The 15,641-nt window shown below is 57.2% G+C and carries 17 protein-coding genes; 10 read left to right on the plus strand and 7 right to left on the minus strand.

Annotated elements, in window-relative coordinates; genetic code table 11:
- Positions 1 to 389: 389 nt before the first annotated feature.
- On the minus strand, positions 390 to 596 hold the full coding sequence (locus tag AC1DJO_RS27645; RefSeq protein WP_162706090.1) for a hypothetical protein: 207 nt from the start codon (positions 594 to 596) through the stop codon (positions 390 to 392).
- Here AC1DJO_RS27645 and AC1DJO_RS27650 point away from each other — a divergent pair.
- Entirely contained in the window at positions 502 to 750 is a 249-nt protein-coding gene (locus tag AC1DJO_RS27650; protein ID WP_112390668.1) for a YMGG-like glycine zipper-containing protein, read from the plus strand. The two genes, AC1DJO_RS27645 and AC1DJO_RS27650, sit on opposite strands and share 95 nt — an antisense overlap.
- Before the next feature lie 490 nt (positions 751 to 1,240).
- Here AC1DJO_RS27650 and rpsU read toward each other — a convergent pair whose 3' ends face one another.
- Together rpsU and AC1DJO_RS27660 are read right to left on the minus strand one after the other, a co-directional pair.
- On the minus strand, positions 1,241 to 1,474 hold the full coding sequence (rpsU, locus tag AC1DJO_RS27655) for a 30S ribosomal protein S21 (protein WP_112390644.1): 234 nt from the start codon (positions 1,472 to 1,474) through the stop codon (positions 1,241 to 1,243).
- A 551-nt stretch (positions 1,475 to 2,025) separates the two neighbouring features.
- Positions 2,026 to 2,913 (minus strand): LysR family transcriptional regulator, encoded by an 888-nt coding sequence (locus AC1DJO_RS27660; RefSeq protein ID WP_112390643.1) that lies wholly within the window; start codon positions 2,911 to 2,913, stop codon positions 2,026 to 2,028.
- A 121-nt stretch (positions 2,914 to 3,034) separates the two neighbouring features.
- Between AC1DJO_RS27660 and AC1DJO_RS27665 the strand changes: the two genes are divergently transcribed.
- From AC1DJO_RS27665 to AC1DJO_RS27685, 5 genes are all read left to right on the plus strand, one after another.
- Complete coding sequence (locus AC1DJO_RS27665; protein WP_112390642.1) at positions 3,035 to 3,913, plus strand: NmrA/HSCARG family protein; 879 nt, start codon at positions 3,035 to 3,037, stop codon at positions 3,911 to 3,913.
- A 40-nt stretch (positions 3,914 to 3,953) separates the two neighbouring features.
- Positions 3,954 to 4,910, plus strand: a complete 957-nt coding sequence (locus AC1DJO_RS27670) for an alpha/beta hydrolase (RefSeq protein ID WP_112390641.1) — start codon at positions 3,954 to 3,956, stop codon at positions 4,908 to 4,910.
- A 2-nt stretch (positions 4,911 to 4,912) separates the two neighbouring features.
- Positions 4,913 to 5,299 (plus strand): hypothetical protein, encoded by a 387-nt coding sequence (locus AC1DJO_RS27675; RefSeq protein WP_112390640.1) that lies wholly within the window; start codon positions 4,913 to 4,915, stop codon positions 5,297 to 5,299.
- A gap of 64 nt (positions 5,300 to 5,363) precedes the next feature.
- Positions 5,364 to 5,993, plus strand: coding sequence for an NAD(P)-dependent oxidoreductase (locus AC1DJO_RS27680; RefSeq protein ID WP_112390639.1), 630 nt, complete (start codon positions 5,364 to 5,366; stop codon positions 5,991 to 5,993).
- Positions 5,994 to 7,241: 1,248 nt separating this feature from the next.
- Positions 7,242 to 7,598 (plus strand): hypothetical protein, encoded by a 357-nt coding sequence (locus AC1DJO_RS27685; protein WP_477973926.1) that lies wholly within the window; start codon positions 7,242 to 7,244, stop codon positions 7,596 to 7,598.
- Between the two features lie 105 nt (positions 7,599 to 7,703).
- On the opposite strand, the gene AC1DJO_RS27690 is transcribed toward AC1DJO_RS27685, so the two are convergent.
- On the minus strand, positions 7,704 to 8,996 hold the full coding sequence (locus AC1DJO_RS27690; protein ID WP_112390667.1) for a TadE/TadG family type IV pilus assembly protein: 1,293 nt from the start codon (positions 8,994 to 8,996) through the stop codon (positions 7,704 to 7,706).
- A 336-nt stretch (positions 8,997 to 9,332) separates the two neighbouring features.
- Here AC1DJO_RS27690 and AC1DJO_RS27695 point away from each other — a divergent pair, with 336 nt between their 5' ends.
- The 3 genes from AC1DJO_RS27695 to AC1DJO_RS27705 all read left to right on the plus strand — a co-directional run bounded on the left by AC1DJO_RS27695 (position 9,333) and on the right by AC1DJO_RS27705 (position 11,351).
- Positions 9,333 to 9,527, plus strand: coding sequence for a hypothetical protein (locus AC1DJO_RS27695; RefSeq protein ID WP_148194378.1), 195 nt, complete (start codon positions 9,333 to 9,335; stop codon positions 9,525 to 9,527).
- Positions 9,528 to 9,548: 21 nt separating this feature from the next.
- Positions 9,549 to 10,031 carry a pyridoxamine 5'-phosphate oxidase family protein gene (locus AC1DJO_RS27700; RefSeq protein ID WP_112390634.1) on the plus strand — a complete coding sequence of 161 codons (483 nt, stop codon included), beginning with the start codon at positions 9,549 to 9,551 and terminating at the stop codon, positions 10,029 to 10,031.
- A 579-nt stretch (positions 10,032 to 10,610) separates the two neighbouring features.
- Positions 10,611 to 11,351 carry an outer membrane protein gene (locus tag AC1DJO_RS27705; RefSeq protein WP_477973927.1) on the plus strand — a complete coding sequence of 247 codons (741 nt, stop codon included), beginning with the start codon at positions 10,611 to 10,613 and terminating at the stop codon, positions 11,349 to 11,351.
- A gap of 753 nt (positions 11,352 to 12,104) precedes the next feature.
- Here AC1DJO_RS27705 and AC1DJO_RS27710 read toward each other — a convergent pair.
- The gene (locus AC1DJO_RS27710) at positions 12,105 to 12,272 is read right to left on the minus strand and encodes a Thivi_2564 family membrane protein (RefSeq protein WP_112390632.1); all 168 of its coding nucleotides are present in this window, start codon (positions 12,270 to 12,272) and stop codon (positions 12,105 to 12,107) included.
- A 901-nt stretch (positions 12,273 to 13,173) separates the two neighbouring features.
- Between AC1DJO_RS27710 and AC1DJO_RS27715 the strand changes: the two genes are divergently transcribed.
- Complete coding sequence (locus AC1DJO_RS27715) at positions 13,174 to 13,707, plus strand: DUF992 domain-containing protein (protein ID WP_112390631.1); 534 nt, start codon at positions 13,174 to 13,176, stop codon at positions 13,705 to 13,707.
- A gap of 610 nt (positions 13,708 to 14,317) precedes the next feature.
- Here the strand turns inward: AC1DJO_RS27715 and AC1DJO_RS27720 are convergent.
- Both AC1DJO_RS27720 and AC1DJO_RS27725 read right to left on the minus strand, forming a co-directional pair.
- Complete coding sequence (locus AC1DJO_RS27720) at positions 14,318 to 14,863, minus strand: response regulator transcription factor (protein WP_112390630.1); 546 nt, start codon at positions 14,861 to 14,863, stop codon at positions 14,318 to 14,320.
- Between the two features lie 64 nt (positions 14,864 to 14,927).
- Entirely contained in the window at positions 14,928 to 15,620 is a 693-nt protein-coding gene (locus AC1DJO_RS27725) for an SDR family NAD(P)-dependent oxidoreductase (RefSeq protein WP_112390629.1), read from the minus strand.
- Positions 15,621 to 15,641: the final 21 nt, after the last annotated feature.

Raw genomic sequence — 15,641 nt, forward strand, 5'->3', positions numbered from 1 at the left:
TGGTGTTTACATTATATAGATTGTGACAGAGGCGCGTTAGAGCAAATGGTCGTGAGGGCGGGCGATTGGGTCGCATAGCTGACGGAGAGCTTGATCCGAAAAGGCCCCGGCAGCCAACTGGGGGAGGCGCACCGGAGCCCTAGATCGCAGCGTGCATGATGAGGCGCTGCAGCTGACAAACCGTTCGGCGGTCAAGTTGTTCCGCTTGGAGGAAGAAGCCGCGCGAGCTGCTGGAGAAACGCTCCCATAAGAAAGTGAGATTTATAGAAGGATGGCAGTGAGCCGCTCCTATGTTCCGGTTGCCAATCTGACGGCTTGCAGGCCGCAGCCGTTATGGCTGCCGCGGGCCGCTCGCAGACCCGCAAGTGCAGGTGATGACGCTTTATTTCTCATGAAATTGGAACAAATGCCGAGCGAGAATCTTTTCGAGGGACTTCGACCTTTTCGATTTCCTTCAAAGGCGAAGCAACAGGGGAGTTCAGAATGTCCAGAGCGATCTCAATGGCTGTTATTGCCATTTCATCGGCATCTATGCTCGCAGCGTGCACGCCAACCGAAAGAGGCACGGCAATCGGCGCCGGAACCGGAGCAATCATCGGCGGTGCAGTCACCAACAGTTGGGGAGGCGCGGCAGTGGGTGCTGTAGCTGGCGGCGTCGCCGGCGCGCTCATAGGACGGTCGACGGAGCGCCGCGGCTACTGCATCTATCGTGATCAGTACGGCCGCAAATACGAAGCAAGGTGCCGTTAAGCCGCATAAGCCCAAAGCGATGCTTCCGACAGAAGTCTGACCTTCAGGGCCGGTTCTTTGAGCCGGCCTGTTGGCGGATATGCGTCGCGACAATCTCGGACATTGTGCGGACCGTGCGAAAACAGGCCCTTGATCACCGCAGCCGGAAGGCCCTTGCGGATACCTGCCCGTTTCGCGGTTAGTACAAAGCCCGCTTCGGCGGCGAAGCCGCTACTTGCTCTGAAGGCAGCGAATGGTCAGCTTGACGGTACAAAGTCGCTGGCTAACGCGTCTTCCAACGCGCTGTAGCGACCGAGCGGTTTTGCGCGTGGTCACCGCATCATTACACCGCCCGTCACCTAAACCATGTGTGTCCAGGCAGAATCTGGTGAGGCGGGAGATATACGAGTAGAAACTAGCGCTGCTTCGCGGTTTACTGGAAGTCAGTGCCGGAAGGTTGATATTTGCTGATCAGCGCCTGTAGATTCCGCTCCACATAGCGCACTTGCGACTATTTAGCAGGCCGCTTCTTCACTGGTACAACGCCCATTTCTCGATCCAGCTTTTTCTTGGCGAGCTTGCGCGAGCGACGGACACCTTCCGCCTTTTCACGGGCGCGCTTGACCGATGGCTTCTCATAATGTTCCCGTTGGCGCATTTCGCGAAGGATACCTTCCCGCTGCAGCTTCTTTTTGAGAAGGCGAAGCGCCTGATCGACATTGTTGTCGCGGACAAGTATTTGCACGGATATCCCTCAAGACAGGAGAATGTGGTTGGCGCGAGGCTTTGCCTGATTGTCGCCGGCTTGGCAAGACGACTCATGGCCGCGCGCGAGGATTTTGTCTTCGCTCGATGAATGATGCGATCCTGCCCGAGCTGCTTTGACGAACGATAGAGAGACCTATGATTGCATCATTGCTGGAGTCGCTAGTTCCAGTGAAATTGATTCACGAATTTCGCTTGTAGGGCCGCTTCAGCAGATGTTGAAGCCGATTGAAAATGAAGGCGAGACTTGAGAGTCTTGCTGCCGCAGCTTTTTTCTTATGGCTGCCTTTTTTGCCGAAGTCGCACTTGATGACAGCGTGACACCTGTCGGCAAATTACGGTTCACACATGTCGGGCCACGGCAGTATTCGACCTTCACCTGTGCCTCCGTTTGGATCGAGAATTCTCGCAGATTCGCCATCCAACCAGATTTATCACTTGAAACCGGCCCTTTTCACAGGTCAGTCCGTCCCGGCAACGTGCGCGACGCATTGGCGGTAGTGGATTGAAACACGATACCCGCTTCGCCGCTCAGACGAAGATCTTCTCCGGAAATGCGCTCCCGACCACCTCGAGAAATGCCCGCACCTTGGCGCCGATCAGGCGGCGGGAACTCTGGAGCGCCCAGATCTCCACAGGCGGCCCGGTGCGCGTTCCCCAATAGGCAAGCCTTCCGGCTTCGATGTCTTCGGCAACGAGAAGTTTGGGCAGCAAAGCAGCACCGGCACCCGCCAGCACGGCATCGCGCACCATTAGCAAGGAAGAGAGGCGAAGAACCGGGTCCGGCCGCAAGACGATGTCGGCGTCTGTTTCGGAGCCTATCGGCCAGAGGATCCCGGGCGGTGTTGCGGAGAGCAGAACGGCCCTCACGATAGTTTCCTCGCCATCCGCACCGGCAACAGGGCGCGGCATGCCGGGCGGCGCCACGATCAGGCGTTCATCGTTGAGGAAGCGGCGGCCGACGAGGCGTTCGTCCGGAGACGGGTCGATCCGGATGATCAGATCGTAACCATCCTCGACCGGATCGACCTTGCGGTCCTCGGCGACGATTTCGAGCTGGACTTCTGGATAGGCCAAGGCGAACCGCACGCCGATCCGGGGCAGAGCGACATGAGCAAAGACCACCGGCGCGCTCACCCGTAGCCTGCCTCTCGGCGTGGATGCGCCAAGCACGACAGCCTCACCGGCTTCCGCGATTTCACTCAGCAGTCCATGCGTGCGCTCATGCAGCGCCCGTCCTTCATCCGTCAGTCGCAAAGTCTGCGACCCGCGCTCGATCAGCCTTACGCCGAGGCTTTCCTCCAGTTCGGCGACCCGCCGCGACAGCGTGGCTTTGGAGCGACCGGAAACGCGAGAGGCGCGGCCGAACCCGCCGTTGGTAGCGACGAGGTCGAAGTCCGACAAGGCTTGAAGATCCATAGACGTGTTCCGTATTCGAGACAGAGGATCTCGATATTGGCATCTTCTGCACGGCAATGAAACGGCTATCTTCTTCACAGACGTAACGCACACCAACCTGACGAACAAGGAGATTTTCGACATGAGCATTCTCGTTACAGGCAGCACAGGAACTATCGGGGCGCAGGTCCTGGCCCATCTTCAAACGCGCGACGTCGATGTTCGCGCCCTGACACGTTCGCCCGAGACCGCGCAGCTTCCCGCCGGCGTGACGGCAGTTCGCGGTGATCTCGCCGATCCGGACTCGGTGCGCACGGCACTCGAAGGCGTCAGCACGCTGTTCGTGCTCGCCCCGAATGTCGCCGATGAACTGACCCAGGCAATGTTGACGCTTTCGGTCGCCCGTGAGGCGGGCGTCAAGGGCATCGTCTATCTCTCGGTCTTCGGCGGCGACGCCTATGCCGACGTGCCGCATTTTGCCGGCAAGTACACGGTCGAGCGCATGATTGAGGCGCATGATCTCCCCGTGACGGTTCTGCGTCCCGCCTATTTCATCCAGAACGATCTTCGTCAGAAAGACGGACTTTTGAAAGCCGGCGTCTATGCCTCTCCAATCGGCGGCAATGGCGTGTCGATGGTCGATATCCGCGACATCGGCGAGGCCGCGGCGATCGAGCTGGTCCGCCGTGAACAGGCCCCGACCCCGCTTGGCCGCGAGACCTATGCTCTGGTCGGTCCGGACAGTCTAACCGGCGAAGGGATCGCCACCATCTGGAGCGAGGCGCTCGGCCGCACGATCCGTTACGGCGGCGACGATCTCGTCACCATGGAGCAGCGCGCAAAGGCCATGCTGCCCGCCTGGCACGCGCTTGACCTGCGCCTGATGTTCAGCCGCTATCAGACAGAAGGTGCGGTGGCGACAACTGATGATCTGGCACGCCTTAGCAAGCTGCTCGGCCGCGCTCCTCGCTCGTATTCCGCCTTTGCCAGGGATGCCGCTGCCCAGTGGGCGAAGGGATAATCCCGGATCGCACTCCATAATCGAACGAAGGAGACCAGCCATGATGACGATCCACCCCCTTGCGCCTGAAGATGCTCCAGCTGTCGCGGCAATGCGACAGGCCGCCTCCGCCCATAAGGGCGAGCCGCTTGGGCCCGAGGCGCGGCCGATGTTCGACGCCATGTTTGCCGCAACACCTGCTGCGGCAGATGTCCGGGTAGAGGCCGCGACAGTCGGCGGCATCGCCGGCTTCTGGCTCCGCGTGCCAAACGCACGGCAAGGTGCGCGCATCCTCTATCTCCACGGTGGCGGCTATGTGCTCGGCTCGGCTCAGGCGCTGAGCAATTTTGCAAGCCAGATCGCCGCCCGCGTTGGCGCCGATGCCTTCCTCCCCGACTACCGGCTTGCGCCCGAGCATCCGTTTCCGGCCGCCATCAACGATGCGGTTGCCGTCCATCGCGGCCTCGTCGCCGAGGGTGGCGAACGGATCGTGCTTGCGGGCGACTCGGCCGGCGGCGGTCTGGCGCTTGCTCTGCTGTCGATCCTCGCCTCTGACACGACCGAGGGCATGGTGCTACCAGTCGGCGCAGCAGTGATGTCGCCGTGGACTGACCTGGCGTTGACCGGCGAGAGCTTCAAAACCAGGGCCGAGGCAGACCCTATCTTTACGCGCGGCGTACTCCAGGGTTTCGCAGATATGTATCTTCAAGGCCAGGATGCTAAGAACCCCGGGGCATCGCCGATCTATGCAAGGCTCGACGGTCTGCCGCCTGTTCGCATCGATGTCGGTGACGATGAGGCGCTATTCTCCGATTCCATCCGCTACACCGAGCGGGCGCAAGCGGCAGGCGGGGAGGTCACTCTGTCGGTTTGGAAGGGCATGCCGCATGTCTTCCAATCCTCCCTGGGCCAGTTTCGTTCAGCCGAGATATCTCTGAACGCCATCGCTGGTTTCCTCATCATGCGGCTCGACGCCCCCGTCGATACTATCTTCTCTAACTCACCCCATGGAGCTTGATCATGACACGCGTATTGTTTGTAGGCCAAAAGCCGGAAACGGTCGACTTTTCCGATCCCTCCCTGCCACCGGGATTTGACGCCAAGCAAATCCAGGCAGGCATCGATATTGCCGAGGCGACCATGACCGACCGCGGTTGGGATGCCGATATCTGCATGATCGCGCCGGATGACGGCGGCATCGAAACACTGGCGGCGCAACTGGCAAATGTGGATTACGATTGCGTCGTGATCGGTGGTGGCATGCGCATTCCGCCCAAGGGGTTGCCGTTCTTCGAGAAGGTCGTCAACGCGATCCACCAAAATGCACCGAGGGCAGCGATCGCATTCAACACCCGTCCAGAGGATACGGCGGAGGCTGCGGCGCGGTGGATCGCCGAACACGATTAGTAACTTCCCTCATCAGTGGCGCGTGGATGCGTCCCATCGATCAGCACAACTTCGGAGGTTTAATATGAAAATTCTGGTATTGGGCGCAACAGGCGCCACGGGCCGGCTGATCGTCGGCAGGGCCCTTGCAAAGGGATACGAGGTCGTCGCCCTCGTTCGCTCCAAGGAAAAGGCCTCGGGCCTGAAGGGCGCAGAGCTGATCGAAGGGGATGCCCGCGATCCCGGGGTGCTATCCCGCGCCATTGCTGGCTGTGATGCGGTCGTCAGTTCGCTGGGCACGGCCATGAGCCCGTTCAAGGAAGTCACCCTCCTCTCGACGGCGACCCGCGCGCTGGTCGCCGTGATGGAGCAGCAAAAGGTCCGTCGTCTGGTCTGCATCACTGGGCTGGGTGCCGGCGACAGCCGCGGTCATGGCGGTTTTTTCTTCGACCGGCTACTGCTGCCGCTTATGCTGCGCAAGGTCTATGAAGACAAGGATCGCCAGGAAGATGCGATCCGCGCAACCACACTCGACTGGACCATCGTTCGGCCGACGGTGCTCAACGACAAGCCAGCACGCGGCGGCATCAAGGCGTTGACCGACCTGTCCGGCATCCATGGTGGCACTATTGCCCGATCCGATGTGGCCGAGTTCGTCGTGCAGCAACTCGCCGTAGATAGCTGGCTGCGCAAGGCACCACTGATTACGTGGTAGCCTTGGGACGAGTTAGAGACATGGTTTGGGACTATAACGTTACCACTTAGCATCTGCCGGCTGAAGGAGCGCATGCCAGAGCGCTACCAATTCTTTGTCACCAGCCTCACCTGTCGGCTTCAGTCGGGCGGCGGTGTGCACCAAGACGAGGTGGGTTGCCGCATATCTAAAAATGCGCAGTCCTTCAACGCCTTCCATGACGAACGTTCGCTGTGGTGCAGCCATCAGCCAGACCAGATAGCCGGAGCCTCAGGGATGTGTGCCTTGGTCGATGGCTAAAGGCGAGCCAGCCGTCACCGGCTGTGTGGCGTCGAGCGCCCATTGCGTTGGCACGATTTGCTTGTCATTCCAAGTCCCGGTGGTCGAGGAGACGAATTTGTCTATTGGCTCAGATCGCCTCCCCTGACACGGCCGCTCCACTCACATCAAGTAGAGGGACAAACTTCTCTTTTGAATTAATGGTGCGTCGGTAGCTGCGTTAGCGCGAGCTATTGGTACACCACAGCTTATCTCTACATAAGCAATTCGCGTACAACCACTGCCGCCCAATGGCCATCGGAACGGTGATTATCCTGATTAGTCCCCAGAGCTCAAACCCAGCACCCGGGCCATTAAATGCAAAGGCATGCCAGAGAGCCGGATTCGGATCCTCCATGGCATCCGCGGCTGCAGCCTCGGCCACAACATCCTGAGCATGATCAGTGAAATGGAGGCCGTCATTTTCAATATCTGCCTTCATCACCATGTGAAATGTGATGGCACCGGATATCCGGAGAGGCGATCTCGACTGTGGCCAGACTTACAGATTGATGTTTAGATCTGTCGTAACGCGGAGATATTTCAATGAGTTCGATCAGTGTTTTCTATCTCGCGACCGGCAAGCAAGTAAAGAAGCACTAGCCCGAAAATTAGCATGAAGCGGTAGTGTTGCGCAGCAAAACCGCGCTCTCTTGGTGCTATGCTCTGAAGACGTTTATCGTTGCAAGCCATACGGCGGAACTTTTGCGGAAGTCCTAGCTGTGGGGGTGAGAGAACGTCGCGGGACCGAACAACCCTTGGCCCTAGGCAGGTGAGCCAAGTCCATCTGTCGTGATTTTAGGATGTTCGGAAGCGGTCGTGATGTCATTCTGACAGATCTCTTAACAGGGCGTTCAGCCGACATTCAGCGCATAATGCCATAATGCCATTCATTCCGGAATGACCATCGCACTGAGCTTGGGTCCGACCCGGTCTATGGAGAGCAGATCAATGTTCAGGAAAGTTATCGTCTCGACACTTCTCCTCGCCGCGATAACCGCTCCCGTGTCGCTGGCTGCTGGGACAGCGGGGGCACAGGAGTACTACGGGCGGGGCTGGCATGACGATCGAGATTGGGGAGGTCCACCGCCGGAGCGGCACCGCCATCATCACCATCGCGACTACGGCGGACTGGTTGCGGACGGTATTGCTGCAGGCCTTGTCGGTGGCCTCATCGGCAGCGCAATCGATAATGACGTGCCACGCTACTATTCACCGCCGCCGCCACAGTGCTGGTATCAGCGCCAGTCTGTCCCGGACAGCTATGACGACGGGTACCACACCGAGAGCGTACGCGTCTGCCGTTGAAGCGCAGGACATCGGAATGTGGCGCGTAGCCTGACGCTGCCACTCCTACCTACTGGCAGCGCGGTGGCGGATCGGCATCGGCTTGTCGATGAAGTGTGGCAGGTTCTAAGATGTCAGACGCGGTTGCTTAACGACCCTTAGGAACAAAGCCTTCATCGCATCCGCGATACCGTCAGTCGGCGTCACTTCGAAGTAAAGTCCGGGTGAGGCGCATTCCGCCATCTTGGTGGAAATCTGGGTTTGGAAGGGGGAAATCCAAGTATTGTACCAGCTGTTCTTTGGAAGCGGCAAGTAGGTCGTGTAGAGGACGGCGATCTTCACACCGCGTGCCTTCAACGGAGCGCAGAAACTCGTATCGATAGGTTCCTGGCAGCGGCCACCGGTCGTTTTCTTCGTGCAAGTGGATGGCTTGTAGCTGTCACCGACGCCATCGGCTACGAAGAACAGGATCTTCTGGGGGTCCGCAGAGGTGTTCCCGCTCCCCGGGAGCGTGATGATCGTGTTCATCTGCGTCAGGGCACTGTCGAAGCTCGTAGTTTGGTCGCTGTTGTATCCCTGGCTCGGGATAGTCATGAGGTCAACAGCATCGGTGTAGGATCGAACTTGATCCAGATCGTAGGTCGGGTTCGAAATGGTGGTGAGTTTAGCATCCTCGGCTTTAGTGCCAAATGTGTAGACACCCATTCGGAATTGGTTACTGGCAACGCGTGTGCTCTTTGCGGTTGTTGTCAACTGCTGGGTCGCCTGGCGAACAGTGTCTATACGCATCGTTACCCCGAGTGTCTTCGCGAGATTGTAATAGCTCTTGTTGCCGCTCGCGATATCGTGACAGGCGAATGCGCAGCTGTCGGTCGTGTTGGCTTGCATCTTGGCGACATCAGCCGCGGTGGCGCCAACACCCATCGACGGAGTGTTGTCGATAAGGATATAGAAATCCATAAATGATGCCGTCTGATATTCCGCGCTAGCGGTCCCCGAGATGTCGATGCTCGTTTTACCAAACATGGCCATGAAGGACGTGGGTATCGACGTCTTGAAGGCTATGTTTGAGGTCACCTTATTCAGATTGCGCGTCACCGTCACAGACAGATCCATTGGAAGCGTAGCAGCCTCCCCAGACATCTGGCCGGCGAAAAGTTTGCGTGCTTCGCTTTCGCCAACCGATATGGAGCCGTCAGCCGGCATCGCCATGGCTTGGGTGACCGCCAGGGATTTCTCCGCTACCGCTCCGACGGCAGCCGCGTCGGCCGCGTCAAAGAGTTGCGTGCGGATTTCCAACGCATGCGAGAAGTCGATAGCCATCCCCGCCGCGCCGACCAGGGGAATGAAAAGAACTGCCGTGAGCAACCCGAAATTGCCGGAGCGGCATGAAAGAATGCGCTTGATTGTCGTTATCATGCCGGACGGTACCAAGAGGAACATGTGCGAGTTTTAGCAGTCGCCTTTTAAGCTCTAGCTAACTAGCTTGGTAAAACAAAATCAAATGCTTACAGCTAAAACGCGAGCGATAGGCGTTGCTCAGCCCATGATGGTAGTTGTTTTCGGCGTCGCTGGGGCATGTGTAGGCATGCTTCGATGCCGATCGCGGTATGTTGTCTGGCGATGATCCAGCCGACGACTACGAGTGTATCAACCTTCGCCCAAGGATAAATTGCGGGCCGGATTTCAGCCGCTTTTTGAGAGAACATGGTTCGCTACAGTTGAACCCGCAGGGATGTTCCATTGCGGATAAAGGTGGTCGAAGACCACGATATTCTCGGATCGGCTTTTTTGAAAAAGGCGCTTGAGAAGGTCGCCCTGGTGGCCTTGTCAGATAGCGATTACGACGCGCTTGTGTTCATTTCAATCGCTTGCCCGTCATCGTGCATCGATCGGATGAACGCAAAAGCGCACGGTGTGGAACTTCACCCGGTATCGGCCGTTTTCTAAGACCGTTTAGGAGAAACACGCATGGCGAATATCGAACACGACAACGAGAAGGTATGGGACCTCGCCGAAAAAATCGGCTTCTGCATGCTGACGACACAATCCGGCGCTGACTTAAAGGCGAGGCCGATGTCAGCCCATGGCGAGCGAGTTGAAAACGCCTTCTACTTCCTAACTGATGTCGAGAGCCACAAGGACGAGGAAGTCGAGCAGCACCCTGATGTCTGCTTGGCATTTGCTGACGCAAAGGGGCAGAAATATGTGTCTATCTCCGGGGTCGCCCGGGTGCTGAACGATCGCGACAAGATCCATGACCTGTGGTCGACGCCCGCGAAGGCATGGTGGGATAGTGCTGACGATCCGTCGATCCGCATCCTGAAGGTCACGCCTAGCTCGGCTGAGTACTGGGATAGTCCAGGGACTTTGATTAGCTATATCAAGATGGCGGCTGCAGCCATTAGCAATACCAGACCTGATCTGGGTGACCACAACAAAGTGGAGATGTAAGCGCATATGGCGGGCCAAAGCCCGCCATTTTTCTGCTCTACCAGAGCATCGAGGGTACTCAGGCCCGGAACGTTCAAACCGACATCTGCAGTTGCAGAGCAGGCGGCGAAAGGGTTGAAGCTCCGCGAAAAATTCAAGCCAGTCGGAACAAATTGGCGTGGCGCGGTAGGCTATCATTGTGGGGCTGCAGTTGTTGCCCCTCCATAAGCTCTCAGATCGCAAGGGCCATCCTATTAGCTTGCACTACTGCTGCAACTGTGAGGAGGGCGCTGTCGCAGCCTCAGTAGCCAGCGGCCGACAGCAATGTCTCCCTCTGTCATCCTCAGCGTGGACATCGCTCCCCGACCAGGCCATCGAGATTCAGCCGGCGGGATCGTTTGGGTATCGTTGCAGTGGTCTTCCTGCACAAAAGTGCGGCAGAGAACGTCGCGTCCCGGCGTATTCAGCGTTGCCTTTTTGTCACGGCCACTTCCGAAGGACGAACACTTAACCTCGGTGATCTGGTCGGGGACCGCGTCTCACCTAGTTGTTGCGTCAGGAGCTATCGATTTTTTCGATGGCATGGAGCGCAGGTCTACCATGAAATTTTCAGCCGCACTTTTCGCCGTTATGGTTTCTTCAACGTCTTCGGTTTTCGCTGCGGATTTGGTTGCGCCCGCTGAGCAGGCCGTTTCGGTTCAGTCGACCTCTGGATTTTACATCGGTTCGCTGAGTTCCGTGAATTTTCTGGACGACACAAGTTTCGATTTCGCCGGCGGGACGGTCAGAACGGACTACGATGTTGGCTATTACAGCGCACTTCGTGCAGGCTATGACTTCGGATCTTATGGTTTTGTATCCCCCCGACTCGAGCTTGAACTAGGTTATGGCACTGCCAGCGTCGACGAACATAGCGTCGGCGGCGTCGGGTTGGGTGGCATCAACTCATACGGCGATGCAAGGACATTTCAGGGTTATGTCAACGGGTACATCGATGTTCCGCTCGCTACCGACGGGGCTTTGAGCGCTTTTATCCCATATGTCGGCGGCGGCGTCGGCTTCATAAACCTGGATCTGCGCAAGCAAGGCGTCGGGGGTGTCGGAACATTGATGGATGACAGCGACACGGCCTTTGCATATCACCTCGATGCCGGGGTTGGCATCAATTTGCAGGGACTTGGCTTGTTTTCGAACGTCTCGCTATTCGACAACACGACGCTCGATATCGGGTACAGGTTCACGGCTGCGGACAACTTCGACTTCACAGCTCGAGATGGAACGTCTTCCACTACCGATTTCCGGAGCGATGCTGTTACGTTCGGTTTCCGGAAGAGCTTCTAAGCCAGCCAAGCCACCCTGTACCGGAGAAAACTCCCGCTCACGCCACTGCACGAGTGTTTACATTTGGTGTGGGCGGCATCCACCACAGCTGCGAGATCGTTGATGAATGCGCGGGTCGATGGACGATCAAAGCGTGAAAGATATACGTCGTGTCGAGCAGATGCAGCTCACGATGACATCGCGGACCTTCGACTGACGGCTGGCCCGCTTTGCGTAAGTAGCGATGCAGTTTACACCGTGCAGAGGGCGTGCCAGGACCTGGTTCCAGCCGACACCACTAGTGAACTATGTGCTCGGGGAGAAATATAAACGAGGTTGAGGCGCTTTGTCTCAAGCTCCCCGCGTCCCGAAAACGGGCGCTTACCGTCTAGCCGTCAGCTGGACTGTTGTTGCGTTCCAACGCGATAGACGGCGAGGACAACGGACAACGCTGCTAGCGGGTGCGCGTAGAGCTCCGCGCCTCGGTCTTCCCAAGGAATTGAGGCAAATAGTTCTCTTGCTTCTCCGTATGCCTTTGCGATGCCGGCATGATGTTTTCCAAACATGACACCTAGAGTGAAGACGATTGTTTCCATGAGTTGCCTAGCTTCGTCAGCTTAATTGACGATGCAGTTCGTCCGAAGTGGATTTGAGAAATTAAAAGCCCGCCGACGCGAGATCGACGAGCTGATGCCTGATGGGCCAGCGGTATATGGCTACGAGACCGTTAGATAGAGATAACCATATGCATCATGTTGACAACGATTCCCGGCGCTACCAGACCGCGAGGTACTTCAGGAGCGATACGATGCCGATAATGATAACGATGATCTGAACGATTTGGCGCATTCGGCCGTCTATGCGCAAACGCTGGACCAGGTACAGTACGAGAATAATAACAAGAAACGTGATCCGAATTCCGATTAAAACAGATGCACCCATTTAACGGCGCCATTCATCGATGTCAGCTTCCAGGAATCCCCTTAGCAGCTTGGTTGATCGACGAACTGAGGGTGAGGGAGGACATCACTGGCACCATGTACAATCATGCACTTGGCATGCCTCACGATTGGCATTTCGCCTTAATAGCGATCGACGACTAGAACGTGTCATCTCACGCGTTGGGCGTCAAGCTGAGGCCCGATGGCGCGCCCGTATTGAGGAGTGTTTCGAAGAGAGAGCTCGGTGTCGCTCATGGTGCCTGAGTGACTTCGGTTTGTACAGCCTGCGAGTGCCACCACGATTAGCAAGAAGACCAAATTCAACTTCATGAGGATCATCCGAATAGGAGCACCCCAGCGTAAGGGAGAACGAGGGGGACAGTAGATGCACCACTTGATGGATGCGTTTGAAACTGAATAACCAACGTCAACGATCTTGGTTCCCACTGGATGTCGGAATTCGGTCAGGGAAACGGGCGCTCAATTTCAAAGCCTTGACTGCCTCATCTCACGGTCAACACTCAAGACGGCCATCATTGCCTGCGACGCCGGTCTAATCGAGTGCGAGGATGAGACGACGAAGCCAATGTGTAAGCTTACGTCAGCAGGGCTGGGGTACCGCCGCGCCCGCGGTCTCAGGTTCCAGGTTTGGGATGGAAGTAGCGTCGAAATGCAACCCACAAAGAAGCCATGGGGAAGGACCTTTTGCACCTGCACACTGCGGCCAAAGATGAGCTAGGAACGTGCGCTCAACTCGGAAGCTGAACGCCAAGGCTGCGAGAGATCACAGCTGTCTCACCTGGCTCATCCTGAATATATCTTTGGGTGCGCGCCAAAACATTGAACTATTGCGCATTCGGCGCGTTACGGCGCTGATAGATCAAAATCCACAGGAGCTTTAGATGAAACGTACTCTCGCAACGTTCGCCGCATTTACATTGGCTTTCGCAGGATCCGCGGGAGCGGTCACCAAGCATCATGCGCCGCAACACTCAAAGCAGCTTGTCGCGCAGGAGCCCAAAGAGCGGTTGGGGACACTCTCCTGCGAAGTCGCCGGCGCGGTCGGCCTCGTCATCGGATCAAGCCGTACGCTTGAGTGCTCGTTCAAGCAACGTACCGGAAAGGTCGAGCGCTACACTGGATCGATCGGCAGGCTCGGGATCGATGTTGGTATCACCGGCAAGCGCTACATGAGTTGGCTGGTTGTTAATACGGCCCCGACCCGCATCGGCGATGGTGCCCTTGCCGGAACTTACGTCGGCGCCTCTGCCAGCGCGTCTGTAGGATTGGGTCTTGGCGCAAATGCGCTCGTCGGTGGCAATGCCAAAAACTTTGCGCTTCAGCCGCTGAGCGCCGAAGCTGGCACCGGACTGAACGTCGCCGCCGGAATTTCGCAGTTGAAGCTGCGCAAGGCTACGAGAAACACCCGAGGCTGACATAACCTTACTGACCCGAAAGGCGCTTTCAAATGATCATGCACTTCGACGCATTCGACAGTCGGCATTCCGGTTCCCACGGTGCTGGTCTTTCGAGCCTCAGTACCAAAGCGTCTGTAGAGGCTGCGATCTCGGCGGATCGGCGAATTTCCGGCGCGCGGATCACAGCGTCTATTCTCGGACCTTATGTCGTCCTCGAAGGATGCGTGTCGACTCGCGCCGACGAGGGCGTCGCGCTGGAGCTCGCCCGCTCAATCGCATCCGGTTGCCAGGTCATATCCAGAATGATGCTCCGCCCGGCATCGTGAAGCTGCTTGATCCCGGCTCATGACATGCCGGAATAATCGAAAAATGTCGCGTTTGTGTGTACGCTTGACGGACACCATAACTGATAACTCGAAAATTGCGCCGTGGATACGTTGAGACATATAGTCTGAACATCAGACGCCGGCCGCTCCGAGAAGAGATGCGGCCGGCTATGCCTTGACATAAAGCTCCACGTCGTTTCAGTGCGAGCCCGCCGCTAGCGGCTCGCAGGCCATCGTTCTGCGATTAATCTGGCGCTCGGATCAGCCTCATCTCACAGCAATCCCATTATCTCAACTGCGCTTCATGTTTTCGGCTTTCCCCGAATAAGGAGACGCTGCAGAGTGCGCCGATGCATATTGAGCTGCCGTGCTGTTTTCGAGACGTTCTTCCCCGTCGATTCATATACGCTCACGATGTGGTGCCAGCGCATCATATCCGGAGAAGAGAATGTCGCATCTCCTTCATCGCGTTTGCGTTCAAGAAGGCCTAGTACCTCGAGTATTTCATCAGTGTCCGCTGGTTTGCTCAGAAACTCAGTTGCGCCGAGTTTCACGGCGCTCACCGCGACCGGAACACTGCCGTACCCGGTAAGCACTAGGATCTTTGACTGCGGGAATTTACGCTGCATGGCCTTGACGAGTTCAAGACCACTGTCGTCGGCGATGCGCAAGTCGGTTATCAGCACGTCAAATCTTCCGGTTGCTAGTGCGGCGTACGCAGTCTTTAAGGTGGTTGCAGTTTCTGTTTGGAAACCTCGTGTTGACAATGCGAGTGCAAGCCTTCGCGCAAAGATTTCGTCATCGTCGACGATGAGAAAGTGAGCTGACGTGTCGGGCTTAAAGTCCATGGAAGACCTCGCTGATTTTGGTCGATGCGTAGCACGCCTGCACCCTTCCCCATGCCGATTGCTGCTACCAGACGATCTCGCTGCCGTCGTAGGCGATGAATGATCCACTCTGTTCGGCTGAAAGGTTATCTACGGTCCTGAGGATAAGGCGCGATACTTGCCATGGCTCAAACGGCTGGTGTCCGTTACGGAAGGGAGCTGAAAGCGCTGTAGCCACTGTGCCCGGGTGAACCGCGACGATCACACACTTCGGATGTGTCCTAGCAAGCTCGATCGACGTGGTCTTCACGATCTGATTCAACGCTGCTTTAGAACTGCGGTAGGAGATCCATCCGCCCAGGCGGTTGTCGCCTATCGATCCGACCCTTGCAGATAGAATGACGAAGAGCGAGCGGTCTTTCCTATCAAGCAGTGGAACGAAGTGCTTGAGTATCAGCGCGGGTCCGACCGCGTTGGTCGAGAACTGTTTCAGCATGGCGTCGCGATCGATTTGCCTGATGGTTTTTTCCGGTCCCCGAGTGTCGATTGTCAATGCCCCAGTAGCGCACACGATCATGTTAAAGGACTTGCCTGTCAGTCTTGTCGCGTGCGCATGCAGCGTCCATTCCTTTTCCAGCTCCAGTCCGTCAACCGATCGAGATAGGCCAACCACCTCGCCAGCTCTCGTATCATGTCTCAGAGCCTCAACCAGACTTTCGCCAATGCCGCCCGATGCACCGATGACGAGGCCTCGATATCCAGCAGGAAGGGATTTCATAGATGTCACGACCATCCTCCC

The sequence above is a fragment of the Rhizobium sp. 05N430 genome (assembly GCF_056396985.1).

Bases quoted from the DNA above. Each gene is read 5' to 3' on its own strand.
- AC1DJO_RS27645 (WP_162706090.1), bottom strand. From the start codon at position 596: ATGATTGCTCCGGTTCCGGCGCCGATTGCCGTGCCTCTTTCGGTTGGC.
- AC1DJO_RS27700 (WP_112390634.1), top strand. From the start codon at position 9,549: ATGGCGAATATCGAACACGACAACGAGAAGGTATGGGACCTCGCCGAA.
- AC1DJO_RS27715 (WP_112390631.1), top strand. From the start codon at position 13,174: ATGAAACGTACTCTCGCAACGTTCGCCGCATTTACATTGGCTTTCGCA.
- AC1DJO_RS27680 (WP_112390639.1), top strand. From the start codon at position 5,364: ATGAAAATTCTGGTATTGGGCGCAACAGGCGCCACGGGCCGGCTGATC.
- AC1DJO_RS27710 (WP_112390632.1), bottom strand. From the start codon at position 12,272: ATGGGTGCATCTGTTTTAATCGGAATTCGGATCACGTTTCTTGTTATT.
- AC1DJO_RS27650 (WP_112390668.1), top strand. From the start codon at position 502: ATGGCTGTTATTGCCATTTCATCGGCATCTATGCTCGCAGCGTGCACG.
- AC1DJO_RS27665 (WP_112390642.1), top strand. From the start codon at position 3,035: ATGAGCATTCTCGTTACAGGCAGCACAGGAACTATCGGGGCGCAGGTC.
- AC1DJO_RS27685 (WP_477973926.1), top strand. From the start codon at position 7,242: ATGTTCAGGAAAGTTATCGTCTCGACACTTCTCCTCGCCGCGATAACC.
- AC1DJO_RS27705 (WP_477973927.1), top strand. From the start codon at position 10,611: ATGAAATTTTCAGCCGCACTTTTCGCCGTTATGGTTTCTTCAACGTCT.
- AC1DJO_RS27670 (WP_112390641.1), top strand. From the start codon at position 3,954: ATGATGACGATCCACCCCCTTGCGCCTGAAGATGCTCCAGCTGTCGCG.
- AC1DJO_RS27690 (WP_112390667.1), bottom strand. From the start codon at position 8,996: ATGATAACGACAATCAAGCGCATTCTTTCATGCCGCTCCGGCAATTTC.
- AC1DJO_RS27725 (WP_112390629.1), bottom strand. From the start codon at position 15,620: ATGAAATCCCTTCCTGCTGGATATCGAGGCCTCGTCATCGGTGCATCG.
- AC1DJO_RS27720 (WP_112390630.1), bottom strand. From the start codon at position 14,863: ATGGACTTTAAGCCCGACACGTCAGCTCACTTTCTCATCGTCGACGAT.
- AC1DJO_RS27675 (WP_112390640.1), top strand. From the start codon at position 4,913: ATGACACGCGTATTGTTTGTAGGCCAAAAGCCGGAAACGGTCGACTTT.
- AC1DJO_RS27660 (WP_112390643.1), bottom strand. From the start codon at position 2,913: ATGGATCTTCAAGCCTTGTCGGACTTCGACCTCGTCGCTACCAACGGC.